Origin of the sequence: Streptomyces sp. OZ13, from assembly GCF_052068155.1 — a bacterium.
In the GTDB taxonomy this organism is placed as follows: domain Bacteria; phylum Actinomycetota; class Actinomycetes; order Streptomycetales; family Streptomycetaceae; genus Streptomyces.
Map to the genome: position 1 here is coordinate 133,544 of NZ_JBQHCZ010000009.1, position 23,049 is coordinate 156,592.

Annotated in this window: 19 protein-coding genes; 9 read left to right on the forward strand and 10 right to left on the reverse strand. The window is 71.4% G+C overall.

The features are described from left to right. Positions 1–11: 11 nt before the first annotated feature. Positions 12–893, reverse strand: coding sequence for a hypothetical protein (locus ACTMTU_RS21160; RefSeq protein WP_441265062.1), 882 nt, complete (start codon positions 891–893; stop codon positions 12–14). An 81-nt stretch (positions 894–974) separates the two neighbouring features. Here ACTMTU_RS21160 and ACTMTU_RS21165 point away from each other — a divergent pair, with 81 nt between their 5' ends. Together ACTMTU_RS21165 and ACTMTU_RS21170 are read left to right on the forward strand one after the other, a co-directional pair. After that, complete coding sequence (locus tag ACTMTU_RS21165; protein ID WP_441265063.1) at positions 975–1,757, forward strand: SDR family oxidoreductase; 783 nt, start codon at positions 975–977, stop codon at positions 1,755–1,757. A gap of 326 nt (positions 1,758–2,083) precedes the next feature. Then, positions 2,084–3,667 (forward strand): sodium:solute symporter family protein, encoded by a 1,584-nt coding sequence (locus ACTMTU_RS21170; protein ID WP_441265064.1) that lies wholly within the window; start codon positions 2,084–2,086, stop codon positions 3,665–3,667. A gap of 92 nt (positions 3,668–3,759) precedes the next feature. On the opposite strand, the gene ACTMTU_RS21175 is transcribed toward ACTMTU_RS21170, so the two are convergent. Together ACTMTU_RS21175 and ACTMTU_RS21180 are read right to left on the reverse strand one after the other, a co-directional pair. Further along, a complete protein-coding gene (locus ACTMTU_RS21175; RefSeq protein ID WP_441265065.1) occupies positions 3,760–4,890 on the reverse strand; it encodes an ADP-ribosylglycohydrolase family protein in 1,131 nt (376 codons plus the stop codon). 359 nt (positions 4,891–5,249) lie between these two features. After that, on the reverse strand, positions 5,250–7,844 hold the full coding sequence (locus tag ACTMTU_RS21180; protein ID WP_441265066.1) for a bifunctional FO biosynthesis protein CofGH: 2,595 nt from the start codon (positions 7,842–7,844) through the stop codon (positions 5,250–5,252). A gap of 130 nt (positions 7,845–7,974) precedes the next feature. On the opposite strand from ACTMTU_RS21180, the gene ACTMTU_RS21185 reads away from it, so the two are divergent. Further along, positions 7,975–8,628 carry a hypothetical protein gene (locus ACTMTU_RS21185; RefSeq protein WP_441265067.1) on the forward strand — a complete coding sequence of 218 codons (654 nt, stop codon included), beginning with the start codon at positions 7,975–7,977 and terminating at the stop codon, positions 8,626–8,628. Positions 8,629–8,783: 155 nt separating this feature from the next. Next, on the forward strand, positions 8,784–9,257 hold the full coding sequence (locus ACTMTU_RS21190) for a carboxymuconolactone decarboxylase family protein (protein ID WP_441265068.1): 474 nt from the start codon (positions 8,784–8,786) through the stop codon (positions 9,255–9,257). A gap of 143 nt (positions 9,258–9,400) precedes the next feature. Here the strand turns inward: ACTMTU_RS21190 and ACTMTU_RS21195 are convergent, their stop codons facing one another. Then, the gene (locus ACTMTU_RS21195) at positions 9,401–9,853 is read right to left on the reverse strand and encodes an ATP-binding protein (RefSeq protein WP_441265069.1); all 453 of its coding nucleotides are present in this window, start codon (positions 9,851–9,853) and stop codon (positions 9,401–9,403) included. 137 nt (positions 9,854–9,990) lie between these two features. Here ACTMTU_RS21195 and ACTMTU_RS21200 point away from each other — a divergent pair, with 137 nt between their 5' ends. The 3 genes from ACTMTU_RS21200 to ACTMTU_RS21210 all read left to right on the forward strand — a co-directional run bounded on the left by ACTMTU_RS21200 (position 9,991) and on the right by ACTMTU_RS21210 (position 12,248). Next, entirely contained in the window at positions 9,991–10,857 is an 867-nt protein-coding gene (locus tag ACTMTU_RS21200; RefSeq protein WP_441265070.1) for a helix-turn-helix domain-containing protein, read from the forward strand. Beyond that, a complete protein-coding gene (locus ACTMTU_RS21205) occupies positions 10,854–11,051 on the forward strand; it encodes a DUF397 domain-containing protein (RefSeq protein ID WP_441265071.1) in 198 nt (65 codons plus the stop codon). The genes ACTMTU_RS21200 and ACTMTU_RS21205 overlap by 4 nt, the downstream gene beginning before the upstream one ends. A 333-nt stretch (positions 11,052–11,384) precedes the next feature. Continuing rightward, entirely contained in the window at positions 11,385–12,248 is an 864-nt protein-coding gene (locus tag ACTMTU_RS21210) for a helix-turn-helix domain-containing protein (RefSeq protein ID WP_441265072.1), read from the forward strand. 89 nt (positions 12,249–12,337) lie between these two features. Here the strand turns inward: ACTMTU_RS21210 and ACTMTU_RS21215 are convergent, their stop codons facing one another. Further along, a complete protein-coding gene (locus ACTMTU_RS21215; RefSeq protein WP_441265073.1) occupies positions 12,338–13,165 on the reverse strand; it encodes an LLM class F420-dependent oxidoreductase in 828 nt (275 codons plus the stop codon). 247 nt (positions 13,166–13,412) lie between these two features. Between ACTMTU_RS21215 and ACTMTU_RS21220 the strand changes: the two genes are divergently transcribed. Together ACTMTU_RS21220 and ACTMTU_RS21225 are read left to right on the forward strand one after the other, a co-directional pair. Continuing rightward, complete coding sequence (locus tag ACTMTU_RS21220; RefSeq protein WP_441265074.1) at positions 13,413–14,897, forward strand: CehA/McbA family metallohydrolase; 1,485 nt, start codon at positions 13,413–13,415, stop codon at positions 14,895–14,897. A 129-nt stretch (positions 14,898–15,026) separates the two neighbouring features. After that, on the forward strand, positions 15,027–15,401 hold the full coding sequence (locus ACTMTU_RS21225; RefSeq protein WP_441265075.1) for a VOC family protein: 375 nt from the start codon (positions 15,027–15,029) through the stop codon (positions 15,399–15,401). A 355-nt stretch (positions 15,402–15,756) separates the two neighbouring features. Here ACTMTU_RS21225 and ACTMTU_RS21230 read toward each other — a convergent pair whose 3' ends face one another. The 5 genes from ACTMTU_RS21230 to ACTMTU_RS21250 all read right to left on the reverse strand — a co-directional run bounded on the left by ACTMTU_RS21230 (position 15,757) and on the right by ACTMTU_RS21250 (position 23,013). Then, positions 15,757–16,128: a hypothetical protein gene (locus tag ACTMTU_RS21230; RefSeq protein WP_441265076.1), complete on the reverse strand. Its 372-nt coding sequence runs from the start codon at positions 16,126–16,128 to the stop codon at positions 15,757–15,759. Between the two features lie 148 nt (positions 16,129–16,276). Beyond that, positions 16,277–17,830, reverse strand: coding sequence for an APC family permease (locus ACTMTU_RS21235; RefSeq protein WP_441265077.1), 1,554 nt, complete (start codon positions 17,828–17,830; stop codon positions 16,277–16,279). A gap of 283 nt (positions 17,831–18,113) precedes the next feature. Next, complete coding sequence (locus ACTMTU_RS21240) at positions 18,114–19,583, reverse strand: aldehyde dehydrogenase family protein (protein WP_441265078.1); 1,470 nt, start codon at positions 19,581–19,583, stop codon at positions 18,114–18,116. Further along, positions 19,580–21,328 carry an N-acyl-D-amino-acid deacylase family protein gene (locus ACTMTU_RS21245; protein ID WP_441265079.1) on the reverse strand — a complete coding sequence of 583 codons (1,749 nt, stop codon included), beginning with the start codon at positions 21,326–21,328 and terminating at the stop codon, positions 19,580–19,582. Before ACTMTU_RS21245 ends, ACTMTU_RS21240 begins: the two co-directional genes overlap by 4 nt. Before the next feature lie 560 nt (positions 21,329–21,888). Then, positions 21,889–23,013, reverse strand: a complete 1,125-nt coding sequence (locus ACTMTU_RS21250; protein WP_441265080.1) for an LLM class flavin-dependent oxidoreductase — start codon at positions 23,011–23,013, stop codon at positions 21,889–21,891. Between the last annotated feature and the right edge of the window lie 36 nt (positions 23,014–23,049).

The window sequence follows — 23,049 nt, forward strand, 5'->3', positions numbered from 1 at the left end:
GGCAGCGTGCCTCAGCGCAGATGGTCGACATAGCGGTCGGTCCCGGGGACGGTCGGCACGAAAGGCGCCACCAGCTCCACCCGTCCCAGCCCCGACTCCGCCACCGCCGTGTCCAGCCCGGCGAACGTGTCCTCCCACCGGTCCCTCGGGTCCTCCTCGAGGAACCACAGCAGCGTCAGTCGGCTGTCCACGCCCTCCACCTGCTTCACATAGGTCATCCGGTCCCCCGGCAGCGGTGTGGGCCGGAAGACCGTCACCATGGCGGCGCACGAGCCCGCCAGCCTCCTCGGCAGATGCTTCGCCCGCAGCCACCGCAGCAGTTCGGCCCGCCCGGCGGGGCCTTCGGCGTCGATGACCTCCAGCACCAGGCCGGCGTACGGATGGTCCAGCGCGTGCAGGTCGCGCGGGCCCGCGGCGCCGTCGCGGTAGACGGTGGCCTCGTGGTCCTGGAAGGCCGTGAAGACGTGCGTCCGCCGCTGGTGGACGCGCCCGTCGCGGCCCAGGCGCTTGTTGATGGCGACGGTCCATCTCATGTGATCGTCGTAGCGGCCCTCGGTGATCCAGTACGTCGAGAGGTAGCACCCGGCCGTCACCGGCTGCGCCACCGCCGACTTCTCCGGGTAGCGCAGCAGTTGCAGGTCCCGTGTCGCCACCCAGCGCCGGCCGGCGCTGATCCAGGGCATCGCCATCGCGCCCGCGTAGTAGTGGTCGTCCTCGTACCAGCGGTTGTACGCGTACTCGTGGCCCGGATGCGGCTCGACCATCGTGATCAGCGCGTGGCCGGGGCGCACCCCGTACGGGCCGACGGACGCCAGTTCCGCGTACATCTCGCTGCGCGTGTCCTCACCGCGAGTGCCGCGGTCGCCACCGTCGTCGGTCCTGTCCTCGCTCATGGCGCTCCCCTTCCTTCCTGGGCCGGACCGACCTACTCTGACGCTCCGTCAGGTAATCCGCCAGCCTCGGGAGGCACCGGGATGCTGCTTCGGGACAAGGTCGTCGTCGTGTCGGGCGTGGGCGCCGGGCTCGGTCTCCAGGTCGCGGCGGCGGTCGTCGAGGAGGGTGGCAGCGCCGTACTGGGCGCGCGCACGCAGGCGCACCTCGCGAAGACGGCCGGCGGGATCGACCCCGGGGGCGCCCGTACCGCGTACCGGGCCACCGACATCACCGACGAGACCCAGTGCGAGGCGCTGGCCGCGCTCGCCGTGGAGCGCTTCGGGCGGATCGACGCCGTGGTGCACGTCGCCGCCCTGGACAGTTCCTTCGGCGGCCTCCAGGACGCGGACTTCGCCACCTGGCAGCGCGTCCTGGACGTGAATCTCCTCGGCACGCTGCGGATGACGCGGGCGTGCCTGCCGGGACTGCGGGAGCGGGGAGGCTCCGTCGTGTTCATCGGCACACAGTCGGCTCTCGCCGCACCCTCACAGGTGCGGCAGGCCGCGTACGCGGCGTCCAAGGGAGCGCTGACGTCCGCGATGTACTCGCTGGCCCGGGAGCTCGGCCCCGACCGTGTCCGGGTGAACACCGTACTGCCCGGCTGGATGTGGGGGCCGCCGGTGCGGGCGTACGTCCGGTTCACGTCCGACGCCGAGGGAGTGGCGGAGGACGAGGTGCTCCGGCGGCTCACCGAGCGGACGGCCCTGCCCGACCTGGCCACGGACCGGGACGTCGCCCAGGCGGCGGTCTTCCTCGCCTCCGACCGCGCCCGGTCGATCACCGGCCAGTCGCTGCTCGTCAATGCCGGTGAGCTGATGCGGTAGTTCGAGGACCGGTTACCTCACCTCTTCCTGGCCGCACGGGACCCGCATCCCGTGCGGTCTCTTCTGTCTGTCGGACTCGACGAAGTGCCCGCTCATCGTGTGGCCCACGTCTCGTTCGCGACAACGCCCCTCAAGGTCAAGAACGAGTAAAAATCGTTCGCCTTACTGATCCTTGTTCACATTTATGACCGCCAGAGGCCTTGACCACCGCACGCGGCAGCCTGTTCAATCCGGGAAGTCCCCAACTCCCGCATGGGGGCGCCGCTCAACGGACGCAAAGACGAAGCGCGCTCCTCGTTCACAAGGCGGACCCCTCTGGAGGGGACATGAACAGTCTCGACTGGGCCGTGCTCATCGGCTACTTCGGCGTGATGGTCGCGATCGGCGTCTGGTCCCACAAACGCGTGGACAACGTCAGCGACTTCTTCACCGCCGGCGGCAAGATGCCGTGGTGGCTGTCCGGCATCTCGCACCACATGTCGGGCTACAGCGCGGTGATGTTCACCGGCTACGCGGCCATCGCCTACACCTACGGCGTCACCTCGTACGTCACCTGGTCCTTCCCCATCGCGATCGGCATCGCGATCGGTGCCAAGGTGTTCGCGCCGCGGCTCAACCGGGTGCGGTCGCGACTGCACGTCGCCTCGCCGCTGGAATACCTCAAGAACCGCTACAACCTGCCGACGCAGCAGGCGCTCGCCTGGTCCGGCGTACTGCTGAAGATCGTCGACGTCGGCGCGAAGTGGGCGGCCATCGCCACGCTCCTCTCCGTCTTCACCGGCGTCTCCCTCAACATGGGCATCCTGATCACCGGTGCGGTCACCGCCGTCTACTGCACCGTCGGTGGCCTGTGGGCCGATGCCCTCACCGAACTGGGCCAGTTCGTCATCCAGTTCGTCGCCGGTATCGCGATGCTCATCGCCGTCATGGCCGAGCTCGGCGGCTTCAGCAGCCTGTGGACCGTGTGGGACGAGCCCAAGCTGAAGGGCCACGCCGAGCCGCTCGCGGGCCCGTACATGATGGTGTTCCTGATCGCCTATCTCTTCATCAAGACCTTCGAGTACAACGGCGGCATGTGGAACCAGGCCCAGCGCTACATGGCCACCGACTCCGCGAAGTCCGCACAGCGCTCCGGCATCCTGTCCGCGGTGCTGTGGCTCGTCTGGCCGGCCGTCCTGTTCTTCCCCATGTGGGTCGCCCCGCTGCTCATCGAGACCGACGTACCCGCCGACAGCTACGCGCTGATGGCCGAACAGCTGCTGCCGCACGGTCTGCTGGGCCTGGTCATCGTCGGGTTCTTCTCCCACACCATGGCCATGTGCTCCTCCGACGCCAACGCGATCGCCGCGGTCGTCACCCGCGACATCATGCCCGCGGTGTCCCGCAAGGCCCGGGAGTGGGACACCCGCGTCGGCCTGCTCGCCGCCCGCTGGGCCACACTGCTCTTCCTCGGCCTGTCGATGGCGATCGCGACGCAGGTCAACTCGCCTTTCTTCGGCGACATCATCACCGTCGTCATCAAGTGGGTCGCCGGACTCATGGGCCCGATCGCCATTCCGCTGATGCTGGGCCTGCTCCCCTGGTTCCGCAAGAGCGGACCCACCGCCGCCCTGCTCAGCTGGGGCGTCGGACTGCTCGCCTTCTGGCTGGTCAACTACCCGATCAGCTGGAGCGTCGAGGGCGGTGTGCCGCTGCAGTACCAGGTCTCGGTGCCGCTGGTCGTCTCCCTGGTCCTCTACATCGTGATCGGCTGGATCAAGCCCGAGGACACCCCGGAACGCGACGAGGTCCTCGCCAAGATCAACGGCGACGACGAGGGCGGCACCGGTACCGCCCGGCTGATCCCGTCGCCGGCCGCGGCCGGCGACGCGGACGTCAAGGTGCTCGGCCGCGAGGGCGCCGACAGCTGAGGCGCGCCTCTTCACATGCACCGACCGTGCGAGAGCCCGGCTCCCGAGGAGGGGGGCCGGGCCCTCGTCGCTCCGGGAACGGGCGGAACGGCTCAGGTCAGCTCGGCCGCCGCCCGCGGATACCGCTGGATCCAGCCCGGCGCGGTCACCGTGGGGCTGTGCAGTGCCGGGCCCTGGGTCATCTCCATCGCGAAGTCGTCCGCGAGCTCGAGCAGCGTCGGACGGCCCTCCAGTTCGCACAGCCAGGCCGGCGGCAGCGCGGTCTCCCCATGCATCGCGCCCAGCAGCGCGCCGCACACCGTCCCGGTCACCTCGGACGGGCCGTCGTGATTGACGGCGAGACGCAGCCCGTGCCGGATGTCCTCGCCGACGAGGGCGCAGTAGACGGCGATCGCGAGGGCGTCCTCCGCCTGCCTGGCGTCGCCGAGGGACGCGATCCGCGCAGGGCTCGGGATGCCCTGCCGCACGGCGCCGAGAGCCTGCTTGAGCGCGTCCGTGACCGGCTGATGGCCCGGCCGGGACGCCAGCTGCGCCAGCGCCCGCTGCACCGAGCCGTCCAGCGTCTCGCCGCGCGCCAGACCGTGCACGATGACGGCGAACGCGCCGGCGGACAGGTACGCGGTCGGATGCCCGTGCGTCTGCGCCGCGCACTCCACGGCGAGCTGGCACACCAGCTGCGGCTCCCAGCCGACCAGCAGCCCGAACGGCGCGGAACGCACCAGCGCGCCCGCGTCACGGGCGGCCGGGTTCTTGGGGGTCTGGAGGGTGCCCATGTTCGCGTCGCCGAGGCCGGTGACGGTGTCACGGGGCGGGTTGCGGCGGCTGTAGAGCCACTCCTCGCGGGCGAGCCAGCCGTTGTCCTTGCGCCGCTCGTCGGGGCCCCAGTCGCGTTGCGTGGCGGCCCATCTCAGATACGCGCGGTGCACATCGGTGGGCGGGTGCCAGGCGCCGGTGTCACGGCGGACCTGGGCCCGTATCAGGCCGTCGACGGTGAAGAGCGTCAGCTGCGTGGCGGCCGTCACCGCGCCGCGGCGGCCGTTGACCGGCTCCAGGTCCGTCAGCCCGTCGGGGCCGTGGGCGGCGCGGATCTCCTCGATGGTGAGCCCACCGACGCCGGCGCCGAGCGCGTCGCCGATGGCACCGCCGAGCAGCGCGCCGCGCACCCTCGCGCGGAAGTCCTGCTGCTCGGCACGGCCCCACACGCCTGCGGCTGCTGCGCTCACCGCGCTCCTTCCCCGACGTCGTACGAACACTGCCCGGCCCAGCACTGTAATCGAACGGGAACGGCGTGCTCAGGGGGCGAGGACCGGTCCCGGCCGGGCCGTGCGCGGCTCGCACCGGTATGTCGCGGGACGAAGGCAGGCGCGGCGTACCGACCCGTATGCCCCGCCATGCCGGGCACCGGCGCGGGCGCGGCCCACGGCCGGTTTCGCGCGGGCGCGTCGGCGGTCGGACCCGGACCTCGGGCCGGGTCCGCCGACGACCGGCCCGACCGGTGGGCGGTCCGCCGGCGGTCCGTCCTCCCGTGGTCGGTCCGGTGGGCCGTCTGCCCGTGGTCGGTCCCGTAGGCCGTCCGCCGTGGTCAGTCCGGCAGCAGGGGCAGCAGCTCCGGCAGGTGCCCGTCGGACGCGCTCGCCGCCTGCCGGCGCTCGGCCGGGACCTCCCCGTACAGCGTCGTACGCGGCCGGGACGGCCGCCCCGCGGCCTCCGCGATGGCGGTCAGGTCGCGGACGGAGCGGTACGAGCCGTAACTGGAGCCCGCCATACGGGAGATGGTCTCCTCCATCAGCGTGCCGCCGAGGTCGTTGGCCCCCGAGCGGAGCATCTCCGCCGCGCCCTCCGCCCCCAGCTTCACCCAGCTCGTCTGGATGTTGGTGATGTGCGGATGCAGGAGGATGCGGGCCATCGCCGTGACGGCGCGGTTGTCGCGGGTGGTCGGGCCGGGCCTGGCGATGCCCGCCAGGTACACGGGTGCGTTGGTGTGGATGAACGGCAGGGTCACGAACTCCGTGAAGCCGCCGGTCTCCTGCTGGATGCGGGCGAGCGTACGGAAGTGGCCGAGCCAGTGGCGGGGCTGGTCCACATGCCCGTACATCATCGTGGACGAGGACCGGATGCCGAGCTCGTGCGCCGTCTTCACGACCTCGATCCAGGTCGCCGTCGGCAGCTTGCCCTTGGTGAGGACCCAGCGGACCTCGTCGTCGAGGATCTCGGCGGCGGTGCCGGGGATCGAGTCGAGGCCCGCCTCCTTCGCCGCCGTCAGCCACTCGCGGACGGACATGTTGGTGCGGCTGGCCCCGTTGACGACCTCCATCGGCGAGAAGGCGTGCACGTGCATGCCGGGGACGCGTTCCTTGACGGCCCGCGCGATGTCGAAATACGCGGTGCCGGGCAGGTCGGGGTGGATGCCGCCCTGCATGCACACCTCGACCGCGCCGACGTCCCACGCCTGCTGCGCCCGGTCCGCGACCTGGCTCAGCGAGAGGGTGTAGGCGTCGGCGTCGGTGCGCCGCTGGGCGAAGGCGCAGAAACGGCAGCCGGTGTAGCAGACGTTGGTGAAGTTGATGTTCCGCGTGACGATGTACGTGACGTCGTCGCCGACGACCGACCTGCGGAGCTCGTCGGCGATGCGGGTGAGCGCGTCCAGGGCCGGCCCGTCGGCGTGCAGCAGGGCCAGGGCCTCGTCGTCCGTGAGCCTGGTGGGGTCGTCGGCGGCCGTGGCCAGTGCGGCCATCACGTCGGTGTCGATGCGCTGCGGCACCATGCCGGGCGCGGCGGCCTCCCGCAGGGCGTCCCAGTCGCCGTAGACGGCGTCGAAGTCGTCACGCCGGTCGTGCGTACGGCCGTCGGTGTCGATGGTCCGGTGCAGATCGGTGCGCCCGGTGGCGGTGAAGCCCTCGTCGGGCTCCTGCCAGGGCAGCCCCGTGGGAGAGGCGTCGCTCTTCGCGAGGCCGGTCTCCGGGTCGGCGAGCGCCCGTACGTGCGGCAGCAGCCGCGGGTCGAGCCACGGCTCGCCGCGCTGCACGAATTCCGGGTAGACACAGAGCCGTTCGCGGAGCTCGAAGCCTTCGGCCGCCGACTTCTCGGCGAGCTCGTCGATCCGGGGCCAGGGCCGCTCGGGATTGACGTGGTCGGGGGTGAGCGGGGACACGCCGCCCCAGTCGTCGATCCCGGCGCGGATCAGCCGCGCGAACTCCTCGTCCACGAGGTTCGGCGGTGCCTGGAGGCAGGCGGAGGGCCCCATGATGTGGCGCGCGACCGCGACGGTCGCGACCAGCTCGTCCAGCTCGGCGTCCGGCATGCCCCGCATGGCCGTGTCCGGCTTGGCGCGGAAGTTCTGAAGGATCAGCTCCTGGATGCCGTGGTACGCCCGCGAGACGCGGCGCAGCGCGAACAGCGACTCGGCGCGCTCCTCGTACGTCTCGCCGATCCCGATCAGCAGCCCGCTGGTGAACGGCACGTTCGTCCGTCCCGCGTCCTCGAGGACGCGGAGCCGGACGGCGGGCTCCTTGTCGGGCGACCCGTAATGCGGCCCGCCCGGCTCGCTCCACAGCCGGGTCGCCGTCGTCTCCAGCATCATGCCCATCGACGGCGCGACGGGCTTCAGCCGCTGGAAGTCGGTCCAGGACATCACCCCGGGATTGAGGTGCGGGAGCAGCCCGGTCTCCTCGAGAATCCGGATGGCCATGGCCCGCACGTACGCGATCGTGTCGTCGTACCCGTGCGCGTCGAGCCACTCGCGGGCCTCGGGCCAGCGGTCCTCCGGCTTGTCACCGAGGGTGATCAGTGCTTCCTTGCAGCCCATTTCGGCGCCGCGCCGCGCGATGTCCAGCACCTCGTCGGGCGACATGAACATCCCGTGGCCGGCGCGGCGGAGCTTGCCGGGCACGGTCACGAAGGTGCAGTAGTGGCACTTGTCGCGGCACAGGCGGGTGAGCGGGACGAAGACGCTCTTCGAGTACGTGATGACCCCGGCCCTGCCGGCCGCCTCCAGCCCCGCGTCCCGGACCCTCGCCGCGGAGGCCGCGAGGTCCTCCAGGTCCTCACCGCGCGCCTGCAACAGCACGGCGGCCTCCGCGACATCGAGCGCGACCCCGTCCCTGGCCCGCTTGAGCGCCCGGCGCATCGCGTTCTCTGTCGGCCGTGCCGGATGGGGTCCGCCCTGGTGATCGGTCATGCGTCGAGCATACGAGCGGTCCCGGACAACCGGCCGGGGACGGTGCCCGGTCGGCTGAGTAGTCGTGCTCATCCGACTTGAGTCGGTTGACGGGTACGGCCGTGCCGGGCCTCCTCGTAGCGTCGTACCCGTGACCGAAGACCTCGCGCAGCCCCGCACCAGCACGTCCGCCGCCAAGTGGCTCGGCATCGCCCTGGCGACGATCGTCGGCATCCCCGTACTGCTGATCCTTGCCCTACTGGTGACGTACGGCGTGCAGCGCGCGACCCCCGAGGACTATCCGAAGGTCGCGCCGGAGACCATGGCGGACCGGGCGGGGGCCCGGTCCCAGGAGTCGTACGACGTCCTCGGCTTCGACGCGCAGCTCCCGTCGGGCGAGTTCAACTCCCTGTCGTCCGGCTACTGCTACCCGGACGGCCTGGAGAGCGTGGCCGATGAGCACGTCGACAACGCCTACGCCCTCTCCCACGAGTGGCGACTCACCGACGTCACGGAGTCGGAGGCGCTCCCCGCCATGCGCCGTCTGCGCGACCACCTCAAGGCTGAGGGCTGGGACATCGTCTCGTTCGACTCCACGCCGTCGGGCGACAACTGGACGCTGCGCACGGAACGCGACGGGGACGGCCGGCAGGTCTACGAGTGGTACGCGGACGGCGGCCGCTTCCACGGGGGCGTGCACGCGGAGTGCGCCTACCTCCCGACCCCGCCGACGGACCCGTACGCGAGCCCGGACGACGCGACGACGGGCCTGTCGGCCCCCACACTGCGACCGGCGTCGCGCTGACGGCCGGTGTCCCATGTGATGCTTCGCTGCCCGCAACGGTGAGGCGCGACAGCTCCAGCCAGGGCGTGACGCGGGTCACATCCGATCGTGTCACATCCTCGCCCGGTCGTTCCGTCGGAGAGGTGTAACCATCGGCAACGGCACAGGAGCTCACCATGGACGCTCGCTTGAACCTCTTCGCCAACCCGACCGCCCTCCAGTTCATCAAGCACCTCAACGCCGCGGGCAAGGTCGTCTCGGACTCGACGCTGCCCCACGCGACGCAGGAGCTGGTGAAGCTCCGCGCCAGCCAGATCAACGGCTGCGGCTTCTGCACCGACATGCACTCCAAGGACGCCGCGCACGCCGGGGAGACCTCGGTCCGCCTCAATCTGGTCGCGGCCTGGCGTGAGGCCACCGTGTTCACTGACGCCGAGCGTGCCGCCCTGGAGCTGACCGAGCAGGGCACCCGCATCGCCGACGCCGCCGGTGGTGTCACCGACGAGGCGTGGGCGAACGCCGCCAAGTTCTACGACGAGGAGCAACTCACCGCCCTGGTCTGCCTCATCGCCCTCATCAACACCTACAACCGCGCGAACGTGATCGTCCAGCAGCCCGCCGGCAGCTACCAGCCCGGCCAGTTCGGCTGACGACCAGCACACGGCCGGGAACGGCCGGTGCCGCCCCGTAGGAGAAGCAGCACCACCCGCCCCGGGCCGCCTCGTCGCAGCCCGGGGCGGACTTCGTCCGGGCCGCCGGCACGCCCGGCACCGCTTCCGAAGGCGATTACGATTCAGCCGGGCGTGGCCGGACCCGCTGCGTCGCGGGCGGCGACGGTCGCCCAGACCGTCTTGCCCACGCAGCGCGGCGTGACACCCCACGCGTCCGCCAGGGCCACGACCAGCAGCAGGCCGCGGCCCGACTCGGCGTCCGGGGTCGCCGGCTCGGGCACGAGGGGCGGGAGGCGCTCGGAGCGGGTGTCGGAGACCTCGATGCGCAGGATGCCCGGCTCCGACAGCAGCAGGCGCAGCTCGAAGTCGCGGCCCGGTACCTGCCCGTGTGTGGCCGCGTTCGCGGCCAGTTCGGCGACGATGTGGCCCACCGCCTCCGACGTCTCCGTGCCGTAGCCGTAACCCCAGTCCTCGAGCTGGTGCAGCGCCAGACGGCGAGCGAGGCGAGCACCGCGGCGGGTGGCAGTGAAGCGCTGGACGAACTCAGCCTTGCAGGTGGTCGTTTCCGTATTCACGTCACCGAGCGTGTCCGCCCCTGCCTACCCTGACCAGGGGTTGCCGGTCGACGGGGCGCAGTTGTGCGGGTGCGGGTGCCGTCGTGTACGGGTCGTCGGGAGTGACCCGACGGCGGCGAGCGAGAGGCAGGTCGGGCATGGCGGACGCGGATCGCGACGAACGGCCGGATCGGCCGGCCGAGGTGGACGGAACGACACACCTCTTCCGTGCCCTCGGGAAGCAGATCAAGGTGCTGCGCGAGGCCGCCGGGCTGAGCCAGAAGGAGCTGGGCGCGGCGACACACTGCGGGGAGGCGCTGATCTCCGCGATGGAGCGCGGCGTCCGGACGCCGCAGCCCGACTTCCTGGAGCGCGCGGACGACTTGCTGGACGCGCGGGGCGTGCTGAGGGCAGCGGTGCCGGACGTGCGGGAGGCGCAGACGAAGGCGCGGACCCGGCACCCGGAGTGGTACCGGAACTACGCCAAGCTGGAGGCGGAAGCCGTTCAGCTGTACGTATACAACAACCAGTCGGTGCCCGGGTTGCTGCAGACGGAGGCTTACGCGCGGGCGGTGTTCACGCAGTGGCGGCCACTTCTCGATGAGGCCACTATCGAGAAGCGGGTCACCGACCGCCTGGCACGCCAACAGGTCTTCACCCCATGGCCATCACCCACCTTCAGCTTCGTCATCGACGAGAGCGTGCTGCTCAGGCCGATCGGAGGCCGTCAGGTCCACCGGGAGCAACTGCGCAAACTGTCGGAGATGGGACAGCTCCGGACAGTGCAGTTACAGGTGATGCCGCTCGACCGCGAGGAGCAGCCAAGCTTGGACGGGCCTTTCACGCTGGTGACGCCGAAAGGGCAGTCCCAGGTGGCCTACCTGGAGACGCATACGTATCCGCGCCTCATCACTGGCCTGGAAGAGGTCCAAGTGCTCTCCGTACGCTATGGGATCATCCAATCGCAGGCCCTCCGGCCTGGTGAGTCCCTGGCCCTGATCGAGAAGATGCTGGGAGAGCGATGAACACCGAGCAGCAGCTCCACTGGTTCAAGTCCAGTTACAGCAGCGGCGGGGGCGGGGAGTGCGTCGAGATCGCTGACGGTCGCGGCACCGTCCACGTCCGCGATTCCAAGGATCCGGCCGGACCCCGGCTCGCCGTGCGCGCCTCCGCCTGGGCCGACTTCGTCGCGTTCACCGGGGCTGCTCCCACGCCCTGAGGAGCAGAAGCGCACCGACGGCGGAACACTCGCCCCCGCTGGGGGCGATTTGTCACGGTAGGGCCGGATCGGGGGTTCCCCGGTCCCGGTTCTCCTGGACCTCGACGCGCCCGCTTCAAAAGCTTTAAGAACCAGGGAAAGAACCTTCCCCACCCCAACCTCACCCCCGCTCACTCGGACGGGTGACGCACCCCAACTCAACTGGCGCATATGCCATGACGCGGTGCAAGCTCAGCCTCGACAACAGAACACGACCGCAGAAATGCGGCGGCCCCCGGCCGGGACTGGCATCCCGATCGAGGGCCTCACCAACGAGGAAGAGACACCTTCCACATGGCTGTACCGCAGCTTAACGCGCCCCTGTGCGCGTCGCCGCCCGTTCCCTCGGTCGGCATCCGGCACATCAACCTGCCGCACAACGAACGCTTCGTCGTGGTCGGCAATCACCTCGCCCAGCACGACCGTCTCTCACTGACCGCGATCGGGCTGTCCGTGCACATCCAGTCGCTGCGCACCGGGACGAGGATCTCGGTCAAGAAGCTCGCCGAGCGGTTCCCCGAGGGCGAGGACCGCATCTCGGACGCGCTCAACGAGCTGGAGCGGTACGGCTATCTGCGGCGTACGCGGGTGCGGCTGCCGTCCGGGCAGCTGATCACGACGACCGAGTCGTTCAACAACCCGCCCGCGATGCGGGTCCGTGTGCCGGGGCAGGCCGTGCCCGCCCCCGTACGGGAAGCGCCGCCGCCCCGGCCCACCGTGGAGCGACCCGCGCCGGAACCGGTCGCGTCCCGGCCGGCACCTCTGCGGCAACCGGCCGCTCCCGGCCCCGCGAGCCCCGTCCCCGCCGCGCTCCTCGCGGACCTGCGGCGTCACGATCCCCGGCTGCTGCTCTCGGAGCGGGACATCGGCCGCCTGGCTCCGGCCGTGGACGCCTGGCTCGAGCGCGGCGTCGCGCCCGACGCGGTACGGCGGACGCTGACGGCCGCGTTGCCCGCCGGCGAGCTGCACCGCCCGGCGGGTCTGCTCCGGCACCGGCTGACGGAGCTACTGCCGCCGCCGCTCCCGGCCGTCCCGCCCTCCGCACGTCGCCCGGACCCGTTCCAGACGTGCGACGCCTGCGACCTCGCGTTCCGCGCGCCCGAGCCGGGCCTGTGCGGCGGCTGCGCCCACGCAGCAGTCGACCTGACCGCCGCTTGACCGCAGCACGACGTGCCCTGATCGCCTTACCCCTCCGCAGCCCGGAGTCGCACCCGGCAGTCGAGCGTGCAGGGCCCTGACCGGCCTCGCTACAGATACTGCGCGTACTCGTCCAGCGCCCGCAGGACCTCCGGCTCGGCCGCCGGCGGGAGCTGGAGGACGACCTCCTCCACGCCCAGCTCCGCGTAGTGCGCCAGCTTCCCCGCGGAGGGGCGGACCGCGTACGGGACGACCTGGAGCGTCTTCGGGTCGCGGCCCGCCGACTCCCAGGCCGAGCGGAGCTGCGGCATCGTCTCCGTGAGGCCCCGGCCGCCGATCGGGAGCCAGCCGTCCGCATACTCCGTGATGTGGGAGAAGAGCTTCGGACCCGCCGCGCCGCCGACCAGGATGCGCGGGGCGCCGCCGGCCGGTTTGGGGAAGGCCGACGAAGGGCGGACCGAGCTGAACTCACCCTTGTAAGGAGTCGGTTCGGGCGCCCACAGCGCCCGCATGAGGCGCATCCGGTCCAGCGTGAGTTCGCGGCGCGTCGACCACTCGACCCCGTGGTCCGCCGCCTCCTCCTTGTTCCAGCCGAAGCCCACGCCGAGCGTGAAGCGGCCGCCGGAGACATGGTCCAGGGTCGCGATCTGCTTCGCCAGGTCGATGGGATCGTGCTGCGCGACCAGGGTGATGCCCGTGCCGAGGGCCAGCGTCGACGTCACCGCTGCGGCCTGCGCGAGCGCCACGAAGGGGTCCAGCGTGCGTCCGTACTCGCGGGGCAGCTCGCCGCCCGCGGGGTAGCCGGTGGTCCGCTCCACCGGGATGTGGGTGTGCTCGGGAACGTAGAGGCCGGCGAAGCCCCGCTGCTCCAGCTCGCGGGCCAGCCGCACCGGGCTGATCGTCTCGTCGGTCAGGAAGATGGTGGTCGAGATCCGCATGCGCCCAACGTATGCCGTCAGGGCCCGCACCGTCTCCGGTCATGACCGCGCCGTCCGTCGAACCCCTTCCCTTGGCCGCTCGTTCACGGCTGAATACCAGGGTTCGACCGCGAGGCCGCAAGCTGCATCACTCCTGTCCTTCTCGACACCCTGGGGAGCAGACGGCATGTGCAACGAGGAAGCGAACGACGAAGTACCAGCGGGACACGCAGCGCACGCAGAACACGCGGGACACGCAGGACACGCCATGGCGCGGCGCGGGCTGCTCGTGACCGGGGCCGCCGCCGCGCTTACGTTGGGGACCGTGAGCTTCGCGAGCGCCGCGCCGCGCGACGGCGGCCGGCGGACGGAGGTCGTACGCGGCACGCTGCCGCCGGGCTCCCCCGACTACGTCTACCTGCCGGTCGAAGTGCCGCGCGGGGTGCGGGAGATCCGCGTCTCGTACCGGTACGAGCGACCGGCGCAGCCGGCCGGGACGGCCGGCAACGCGCTCGACATCGGCATCTTCGACGAGCGCGGCACCGCCCTCGGCGGTGCCGGCTTCCGCGGCTGGTCGGGCGGCGCCCGGACGGAGTTCTTCATCCGCGCGGACGAGGCGACCCCCGGCTACATCCCCGGCCCGGTCCGCCCCGGCACCTGGCACATCGCGCTGGGCCCGTACACGGTCGCGCCGCAGGGCCTCCCGTACGAGGTGAGCGTCACGCTGACGTACGGCGAGCCGGCCCCTGCCACGGAGGTGGTCCACCCGCCCGAGCGGGCCAAGGGCCGCGGGCGTGCCTGGTACCGCGGCGACTGCCATCTCCACTCCTGGTACTCGGACGGCAGGCGCACTCCCGCCGAGATCGCCGCCCTCGCCCGCGCCGCCGGGCTGGACTTCATCAACTCGTCCGAGCACAACACCCACTCCGCGCACGCCCACTGGGCGGCGGAGGCCGGGGACGATCTGCTGATCCTTCTCGGGGAGGAGGTCACGACGCGCAACGGGCACGTGGTGGCGCTCGGTACCGATCCCGGCACGTTCATCGACTGGCGCTACCGTGCCCGCGACAACCGCTTCGGGCACTACGCCCGCGAGATCCGCCGGGCCGGCGGGCTGGTGGTCCCCGCCCATCCGCACGCCACCTGCATCGGCTGCAACTGGAAGTTCGGCTTCGGGGAGGCCGACGCTGTGGAGGTCTGGAACGGGCCCTACACGCCCGACGACGAGGTGTCGCTCGCCGACTGGGACAGCACGCTCGCGCTCGCCGCCCGTACCGGCAAGCGGTGGACCCCCGCCATGGGCAGCAGCGACGCGCACCGCGACCCCGACCCGGTCGGCACACCACAGACCGTCGTCCTCGCCGACGACCTGACCCGCGAGGCGATCCTCGACGGGATCAGGGCCGGGCGCAGTTACGTCGCGGAGTCCAAGGACGTCTCGCTCGCCTTCTCCGCGGCCGGCGGGCGCGGCCGGCACGCGGGCATCGGCGAGCGGCTCCCCGTGGACGACCGGGATCCGGTGACGGTACGGCTGGAGGTCGAGGGCGCGCCCGGCTGCACCGTCCGGTTAGTCACCGACCAGGGGGTGCTGCACTCGGCGGCGCTCCCGCCGGACGGGTCCGGGACGGTGGAGTGGCGCACGACCGCGCGGTACGCCACCTACGTACGCGCCGAGGTGCGTCACGCGCCCGTGATGCCGCCGATGCCGGGGGCGCTCGCCGCGTTCACCAACCCCGTTTTCCTGGGCGGTTGAGCCTGCGCAGGGCGGAGTGACGTCCGGGCCGCCGGCGGTGCGGGCGGCCCGGCCCCCGGACCCTATCGGCCGTCCCCGGCCGACGGAAAATGAAAGGTGCGGCCGGGGCCCGCGGCCTACGCTCCGGGCATGGGATCACTTGTGCGCCACATCACCATCGACTCCGCCGACGCCTACCGCCTCGCGACCTTCTGGGCCGCGGTGCTGGACGCGAAGGTCTCCGACGAGGACGCTCCCGGCGATCCGGAGGCGCTGGTCGAGTCGAAGAGCGGCGCTCTGCTGTTCGTCACCGTCCCCGAGAAGAAGACCCTGAAGAACCGTGTCCACCTCGACATCGTGCCGGCGGAAGGCACCCGCGACGAGGAGGTGGAGCGGCTGCTGGCGCTCGGGGCGACGCTCGTCGCCGACCACCGCGTGCCCGACGGGAGGGGCTGGGTGACGCTGGCGGACCCGGAGGGCAACGAGTTCTGCGTCGAGCGCGGCGCCGCCGAGCGCACGGCCTGACGGCTCAGCGGCCACGGGGGCGGCCCGGCCGCCGCGACCCCCCGGCCCGGCCGCCGTGGCCGCCCCCGGCCCGCCGAGTGGCCGCAGGGGGCCGGACCTCGCGCCGCGCCCGGATCGCCGCAGGGCCGCATGGCCGCCGCCCGGCCGCTGCCGCGCGCCCACCGCCGCAGGGCCGGACGGCCGCCGCCCGGGCCGCAAGGCCGGTACCGCCTGACCGCCGAGTGTGGCCGCAGGGGGCCGGCCCGCCGCCATGTTTCGTCGTCCCAGGCCGGGCGGCCGCCGCCCCCGCATGGCGCCGCCCCGGCCGCAACGCCGGAACCGCCGAAGCCGTGGTCATGCGGGCCCCGGCGCGGGCTTACCGCCCGTCCTTGCCCGCCGGGAAGAGCGGGGTCCACGGCAGCGCCGTGCGCCAGGTGTCGCCGCCGCGCATCCAGTCGCCGATGACCTTGGCGACCGGCTCGGGTCCGATGACGTCCCCCTGCCACGGCACATGCGCCTCGAAGTGCAGGTGGTCACCGCCCTCGCGGTACTCGACCTGGTAGCTGAAATCGTCGTTCAGATACACCTGCATGAAGTGCTGGCCGACCGGCTCCCTGTCGGTCCGCTCGACGATCACGAACGGGTGCGACAGGTTCATGTCGGCGAGCAGGTCGTGGACGGCCACCTCCGACGGATCGTCGAGGGACCTCCCGCCCGCTTCGGTGGCTCGGATCAGCGGCTCGGTCATACGGCTGACTGTAGGGCCCGGGTCGGACAGCGGGGCCGGCCATACGGTCGGACCGGGCCCTGGCAGCCCGGCCGCTGATCAGGGGCCCGGACAGCCGAAAGCCGGGTCTGCGGCGCGCGACGCGCACCGCAGACCCGGCAGAGGTCGTTCAGTCGGCCAGTTCCAGCGCCGGGGTCTCCTTGGTGAGGACCTCGCCGCGGAAGAACGCCGGGCTGCGGCGCTGCATGAGGAGCATCAGGAAGAAGCCGAGGACCAGCAGGCCGACTCCGATGACGAAGACCGAGCCCATGCCGAGGACGGAGGATCCGGAGCCGTAGGCCGGGTCCCACATGTCGTAGAGGGTCTTGCCGAAGACCGCGGTGAGCATCAGGCCGCCGACGCCGGGGAGGATGCCCTTGACCAGCAGGTTGCCGGTCGAGCGGGTCAGTTCCTTGCGGAAGAACCAGACGCAGGCGAAGGCCGTGATCGAGTAGTAGAAGCAGATCATCAGGCCGAGCGCGTAGATCGTGTCGACGAGGACGTTCTCGCTGACGAGGCTCATCACCGTGTAGAAGACGCCGGTCGCGACGCCCGCGGCGACCGTGGCCAGCCCGGGGGTCTTGAAGCGGGGGTGGACCTTCGCGAACGCCGCCGGCATGGCGTCGTACGCGCTCATCGCGAGGGCGGTGCGGGCGACCGGGATGAAGGTGGTCTGGAGGCTGGCCGCGGCGGATGCGAGGACCGCGACGAAGAGCAGGATGCCGAGACCGGAGCCCATGATCGGGTCGGCCAGCACGGCGAACACGTTGTCGGAGGTGTCCGGGTTGCCGAGGCCGGTGCCCTTCTCGCCGATACCGGCGTACATCTGCACGGCGATGGCGACCATCAGGTACGAGGCGACGATGACGACCATGGCGAGCATGGCCGAGCGGCCCGGTGTGCGGGCGCTGCCGACGCTCTCCTCGTTGATGGACAGGCAGGCGTCCCAGCCCCAGTAGATGAAGATCGACAGGGAGAGCCCCGCGGTGAAGGCGGAGAAGGACTCGACGCCGAACGGGTTCATCCAGGACAGGGAGAAGTCGAGGGAGCCGGCGACCTCGTCGGACTTGGCGATCGCCATGGCCGCGAAGATCACGATGACGGCGAGCTGGAGGCCGACCAGGGCGTACTGGACCCACTTGGTCGCGGTGATGCCCCGGTAGCTGATGGCCGTCGCAACGGCGATGAAGCCCAGGGTGGTGAGGATGTGGACGGCCTTGTTGCCGTCGAGGGCGGCGACATCGGCACTGCCCGTGATCTCTCCGGCGGTGAGCCAGAAGAAGGACGTGGCCACGCCGGCGAGGTTGGAGAGGACCACGACGGTGGCCACCAGCAGTCCCCAGCCGCACATCCAGCCGATCTTGGGGCCGAAGGCCTTCACCGACCAGGTGAAGGAGGTGCCGCAGTCGGGGACGGCCTTGTTGAGTTCCCGGTAGGCGAAAGCGACGAGCAGCATCGGCAGGAAGCCGGCCAGGAAGATGGCGGGCATCTGGAGTCCGACCTCGCCGACGGTCGGTCCGAGTGTCGAGGTCAGGCAGTAGACGGGGGCAACCGTCGAGACGCCGATGACAGCTCCACCCATGAGGCCGACGGAGTTCCCGCCCAGGCCCTTGGTGCGGACACCCCCGTCGGGGGCGCTCCGTACCGTGTCTCCGGCCTGTGGCCGCGCATCCAGCTGTGTCATGGAGAGGACGTTAAGTGCTGCGGTTTCCACATCCGGATGATCGAAGTCCGGACACTCCTGGATCTACGGCGCTCGATTCCAAGGTCAAGACTGGCAGTTCCCTGTCATTCACAAGACACACTGCGGTTACCAGCGGTATATCTCAAGGCAGTCGCGCCACTCTTCCGAGATGCGAGAACCGCAGCGACATCCGTTTTGTCCGGTTTCAAAATTTCCCGTGCGTTTTTCCGGCCCGGCGCCGGGCCAGTCGCCGCAAGGGACTTGAGCCACGCGCCGCCCGCCGTCAGCCCGGCCACACCACCGACTGGAGCTCGCTGTACGCATACAGCGCGTACGAGCCCACATCCCGGCCCACGCCGCTCCGCTTGAAGCCGCCGAACGGCGCCTCCATGTTCCGGCCGACGGTGTTCACCCCGACCCCGCCCGCCCGCAGCCGGCCCGCCACCCGGAAGGCACGGGCCACATCCCCGGACCAGACGTAGTCGATCAGGCCGTACTCGCCGTCGTCGGCGAGCGCGACGCCCTCCTCCTCGTCGTCGAACGGGATCACCACGACCACCGGGCCGAAGATCTCCTCACGCACGACGCGCATGTCCTTCGTACAGTCGGCGAAGAGCGTGGGGGCCACGTAGAAGCCCTTCTCGAAGGCGGGCCGCCCGCCGCCCGCAACCAGTCGCGCGCCCTCCTTCCTGCCCAGCCCGACATACGATTCCACCCGCTCGCGGTGCGCCGCCGAGATGACCGGCCCGACGACCGTCGCCGGATCGCGCGGGTCTCCGACGCGCAGGGCCCGCGCCAGGCCGGCCAGCCCCTCCACCAGCCGGTCGTACACACCGCGCTGCGCGATCACCCGCGTCGGCGCCGTGCAGATCTGACCGCTGTAGAAGGAGAACGTCGTACCGATCCCGCGCACCGCGGAACCGATGTCGGCGTCGTCGAAGACAAGGGCCGCGCCCTTGCCGCCCAGCTCCATCAGCTGGCGCTTCATCCCGCGGCCACAGACCTCGGCGATGCGCTGCCCGACCGCCGTGGAGCCGGTGAAGCTGACCATGTCGACGTCCTCGCAGTCGACGGCCGCCTCGCCGACGGCCGGCGCGGAACCGGTGACGACGTTCACCGTGCCGGGCGGGGCGCCCGCCTCCTCGAGGGCCGCCGCCATCCGGTAGACGGACAGCGGATCCTGCGGGGCGGGTTTCACCACCACCGTGTTGCCCATGGCGAGCGCCGGCGCGACCTTGCCGGCCGGGTTCGCCCACGGATTGTTGTACGAGGTGATGCAGGTGACCACGCCGACCGGCCGACGCACGGCGACGGCGCCGAGCACGCCCCCCTTGCCCATCGGGCCCGCCGCGCTGATCTGCGGCGGCAGGGCCCGCTCGACCGGCTCCAGCGCACCCTTGGCGTACCGGGCGAAACGCGCCGCCGCCACCGCCACCTGCATCCCGCGCGCCGTGGCCGTCGTCGCGCCGCTCTCGGCACGGGCGAGCTCCGTGTGCGCCTCGCGGTCACGCAGGACCAGGGCGGCCGCCCGGTCCAGGACCGCGGCGCGCTCCTCGGGCCGTGTACGGGACCAGGTGATGAAGGCCTCGCGGGCGGCGGCGGCCGCGGCGTGGACCTGGGCGCGGCTCGCCTCGGCCGCCAGGCCGACGACCTCCTCCGTCGCCGGGTCGATCACCTCGTAGTGCCCGTTGTCCGGTTCGACCCACTGCCCGCCGATGAACAGCCGCCGGCCGGCCCGCTCCGGTGCCGTCACCGGGTCGACACCGTCCTCGTGTCACGGCCGGAACGGAGCACCCGGCCCGGCACGGCGCCGGTGACCTCGTCGTTCCGTATCGTCTCGACACCGTTGACCCGCACGGACACGATCCCGACGGCCTTCGCGTCCAGGCGCGGGCTCTCGCCGGGGAGGTCGTGCACGAGCGTCGCCGGGCCGGCGTCGATACGTTCCGGGTCGAACAGGACGAGGTCCGCGTGGTGGCCCTCGACGACGCGGCCGCGGTCGCGCAGACCGAAGAGACGGGCCGGATCGTCGGTCAGCATCTTCACCGCCTCCTCCAGCCCGACGAGCTTCCGGCCCCGCAGGCAGTCCCCGAGGAAGCGGGTCGTGTACGGGGCGCCGCACATCCGGTCCAGGTGGGCGCCCGCGTCCGAGCCGCCGAGCAGTACGTCCTCGTGCTGCCAGGTCTCCGCACGCAGAGCCCACGAGTCCGGGTCGTTGTCGCTGGGCATGGGCCACAGGACCGTACGCAGATCGTCGTTGGCGCAGATCTCGACCAGGCACTGGAACGGGTCCTGGCCGCGTTCCGCGGCGATGTCCCGCACGACGCGGCCGGTGAGGCCCTCGTTCTCCCGGGTGTACGTGTCCCCGATGACGTACCGGCCGAAGTGGGCCAGCCGGCGGAAGACACCGGCCTCCGGGGAGTCCGCGCGGCGCAGCATCCCGGCCCGGACATCCGGGTCACGCAGTTTCGCGATGCGCTGCGGCACGGGCAAGGAAAGGATCTCGCCCCAGCCGGGGATCAGGTTCAGCGCGCAGAACGTCCCCAGCGACATGTTCATCGGCGTCAGGATCGGCATGGTCAGCGCGACGACACGACCACCGGCCTTGCGGGCCCGCTCGGACGGGACCAGCTGGCGGGGGACGCGGTCGGGGACGGAGGCGTCGATGGTGAGGACGTTCCAGTTCAGCGGCCGTCCCGCGGCGGCGCTCATCTCCACGAGAAGGTCGATCTCCTCGTCCCCGAACCGGTCGAGGCACCCGGCGACGATCGCCTCGAGCTGGGTCCCCTCGTGCTCCCCCACCGCCCTGGAAAGGGCCAGCAGTTCGTGCGGCAGGGCGTGACGGGACGCGACGGGCCTGCCGTCACCGTCGGAGTGCGTCGACGACTGGGTGGTGGACAGGCCCCAGGCGCCGGCCTCCATGGCGTCGTGGAGGAGGGCCAGCATCTGCTCGAGCTGCGCCGGGGTCGGCTGCCCGCCGATCGCGTCCGGGCCCATGACGTGCCGGCGGAGCGCGCAGTGGCCCACCATGAAACCGGCGTTGACCGCTGTGCGGCCTTCGAGGGCGTCCAGGTACTCGCCGAACGTGTGCCAGTTCCAGGGGGCGCCCTGTTCGAGGGCGACGAGGGACATGCCCTCGACCTTGGACATCATCCGCCGCGTGTAGTCGGCGTCCTCGGGACGGTCCGGATTGAGTGGCGCCAGCGTGAAACCGCAGTTGCCGCCGGCGACGGTGGTGACGCCGTGGTTGAGGGACGGGGTGGCGTACGGGTCCCAGAACAGCTGGGCGTCGTAGTGGGTGTGCGGATCGACGAAGCCGGGGGCGAGGACGAGGCCGGTGGCGTCCTCGACGGTCCTCGCGGAGGGGGCGCCGGTGCTGGTGCCCGGCTCTGCGATGAGGGCTATCCGGCCGTCGTCGCCGATGCCGACGTCGGCGGCGTAGGCGGGGGCGCCGGTGCCGTCGACGACGGTCGCGTTGCGGATGAGGTGGGCGAGCATGGCGTCCCCTTCTGCACGGGGTCGTTGATGTGGGTGGGGTGGGGTGCTGTGGTGTGGCCCGGCCGGGGTGTGCGGCGGCCGGCCGCGGCCACGCGCGCCGCCCCGACCGGGCCCCGACGGGCGACGGTCCGGGAAGACGCCGCCCGTGCGTGTGGGGGTGGGGCGGGGGGCCGCTGCGCGGGGCCGTTCCCCCACCCCTCCCCTCCCCGAAACCGGGCTCCGCCCGGACCCGGCACCGCGCTCCGCGCGGTGTTTCGGGGGCTCTGCCCCCGCACACCCGCGCCTCAAACGCCGGCGAGGCTGAAGTTGCCATCGCCGCCGACGTGGCTGGATGCCGCGCAGCGGCATTTCCAGCCCGCCTGGAGGCACCTCCCACGGCTCCAGGCCGTAGGAGGAGATTGAGGGCACCGCGCGGAGCGCGGTACGCCGTCCGCAGGGCGGTACGGGGTCCGGGCCTGCCCGCCATGCGGCGGAGCCGCACATCGGTACAGCGGGAAGGGGCGGGGAGGGGAACAGGCCCGCCGCAGGCGCCACGCACCCGCAACGGCCCACCCCCCGCCTCACCTCCCCGCCGACTCCCGGAAACGTGTCGTCCGATGGATCGGGTCCGTGTCGATCTGCGGGATCACGTGCTCGCCGATCAGGCGGATCGTCGTCATCGTGTCCTCGTAGGACACCCCGATCGGCAGGCCGAACGACAGCTGGTCCGCCCCCGCCTGCTCCCACCGCTTGCACTGCTGCAGCACCTCTCCCGGGTCGCCGCAGATCATCAGTTCCTCCGCTATCAGCAGTTCGATGATCTCCGCCGTGTACTCCGGCAGCAGTTCCGGCCACTCGGGGACGCCCTCGGGGCGCGGGAACGTGTCGTGGTAGCGGAACAGCAGCGACTGGAGGTAGTTGAGGCCGCCGGACACCGCGATCTCGACCGCGCGTTCGTGCGTCTCCGCGCAGATCGCCGTCGACGTCACCATCACGTTGTCGTTGACGAAGGCGCCGACCGCCTTCGCCTCCTTCACGGCCGACTTGTACGAGTCGAGGACCCATTCCATGTCGGAGACCTTCTGGACGCTGAAGCCCAGCACGCCGAGGCCCTTCTTGCCGGCCATGGCGTACGAGGACGGTGATCCGGCCGCGTACCACATCGGCGGGTGGGCGGCCCCGTACGGCTTGGGGAGGACCTTCCGGGGCGGCAGGGACCAGTGCTTGCCCTGGAAGCCCACGTACTCGTCCTGGAGCCACATCTTGGGGAACTCGGCGATCGTCTCCTCCCAGATCTCCTTGGTGTGGTTCATGTCGGTGATGCCCGGCATGAATCCGAGGATCTCGTGGGACCCGGCGCCCCGGCCCGAGCCGAATTCGAAGCGGCCCTGCGACAGGTGGTCGAGCATCGCGACCTTCTCCGCGACCTTGACCGGGTGGTTGACCGGGGCCAGGGGGTTGAAGATGCCGGAGCCGAGGTGGATGCGCTCGGTCGCGTGGGCGAGGTAGCCGAGGAAGACGTCGTTGGCCGACAGGTGCGAGTACTCCTCCAGGAAGTGGTGCTCGGAGGCCCAGGCGTACTTGAACCCGGACCTGTCCGCCTGGATGACGTACTCGGTCTCCTCCATCAGCGCCTTGTGCTCGGCGAGCGGGTCGGTCTCGGCGCGCTTGCCGAGGTATCCCTGAACAAAGAGGCCGAATTCCAAGGGGGTTCACCGCCTATCGTTTCTGACGCACCGTCA

Bases quoted from the DNA above. Each gene is read 5' to 3' on its own strand.
- ACTMTU_RS21160 (WP_441265062.1), bottom strand. From the start codon at position 893: ATGAGCGAGGACAGGACCGACGACGGTGGCGACCGCGGCACTCGCGGT.
- ACTMTU_RS21165 (WP_441265063.1), top strand. From the start codon at position 975: ATGCTGCTTCGGGACAAGGTCGTCGTCGTGTCGGGCGTGGGCGCCGGG.
- ACTMTU_RS21170 (WP_441265064.1), top strand. From the start codon at position 2,084: ATGAACAGTCTCGACTGGGCCGTGCTCATCGGCTACTTCGGCGTGATG.
- ACTMTU_RS21180 (WP_441265066.1), bottom strand. From the start codon at position 7,844: ATGACCGATCACCAGGGCGGACCCCATCCGGCACGGCCGACAGAGAAC.
- ACTMTU_RS21190 (WP_441265068.1), top strand. From the start codon at position 8,784: ATGGACGCTCGCTTGAACCTCTTCGCCAACCCGACCGCCCTCCAGTTC.
- ACTMTU_RS21200 (WP_441265070.1), top strand. From the start codon at position 9,991: ATGGCGGACGCGGATCGCGACGAACGGCCGGATCGGCCGGCCGAGGTG.
- ACTMTU_RS21205 (WP_441265071.1), top strand. From the start codon at position 10,854: ATGAACACCGAGCAGCAGCTCCACTGGTTCAAGTCCAGTTACAGCAGC.
- ACTMTU_RS21210 (WP_441265072.1), top strand. From the start codon at position 11,385: ATGGCTGTACCGCAGCTTAACGCGCCCCTGTGCGCGTCGCCGCCCGTT.
- ACTMTU_RS21215 (WP_441265073.1), bottom strand. From the start codon at position 13,165: ATGCGGATCTCGACCACCATCTTCCTGACCGACGAGACGATCAGCCCG.
- ACTMTU_RS21220 (WP_441265074.1), top strand. From the start codon at position 13,413: ATGGCGCGGCGCGGGCTGCTCGTGACCGGGGCCGCCGCCGCGCTTACG.
- ACTMTU_RS21225 (WP_441265075.1), top strand. From the start codon at position 15,027: ATGGGATCACTTGTGCGCCACATCACCATCGACTCCGCCGACGCCTAC.
- ACTMTU_RS21230 (WP_441265076.1), bottom strand. From the start codon at position 16,128: ATGACCGAGCCGCTGATCCGAGCCACCGAAGCGGGCGGGAGGTCCCTC.
- ACTMTU_RS21235 (WP_441265077.1), bottom strand. From the start codon at position 17,830: ATGACACAGCTGGATGCGCGGCCACAGGCCGGAGACACGGTACGGAGC.
- ACTMTU_RS21245 (WP_441265079.1), bottom strand. From the start codon at position 21,328: ATGCTCGCCCACCTCATCCGCAACGCGACCGTCGTCGACGGCACCGGC.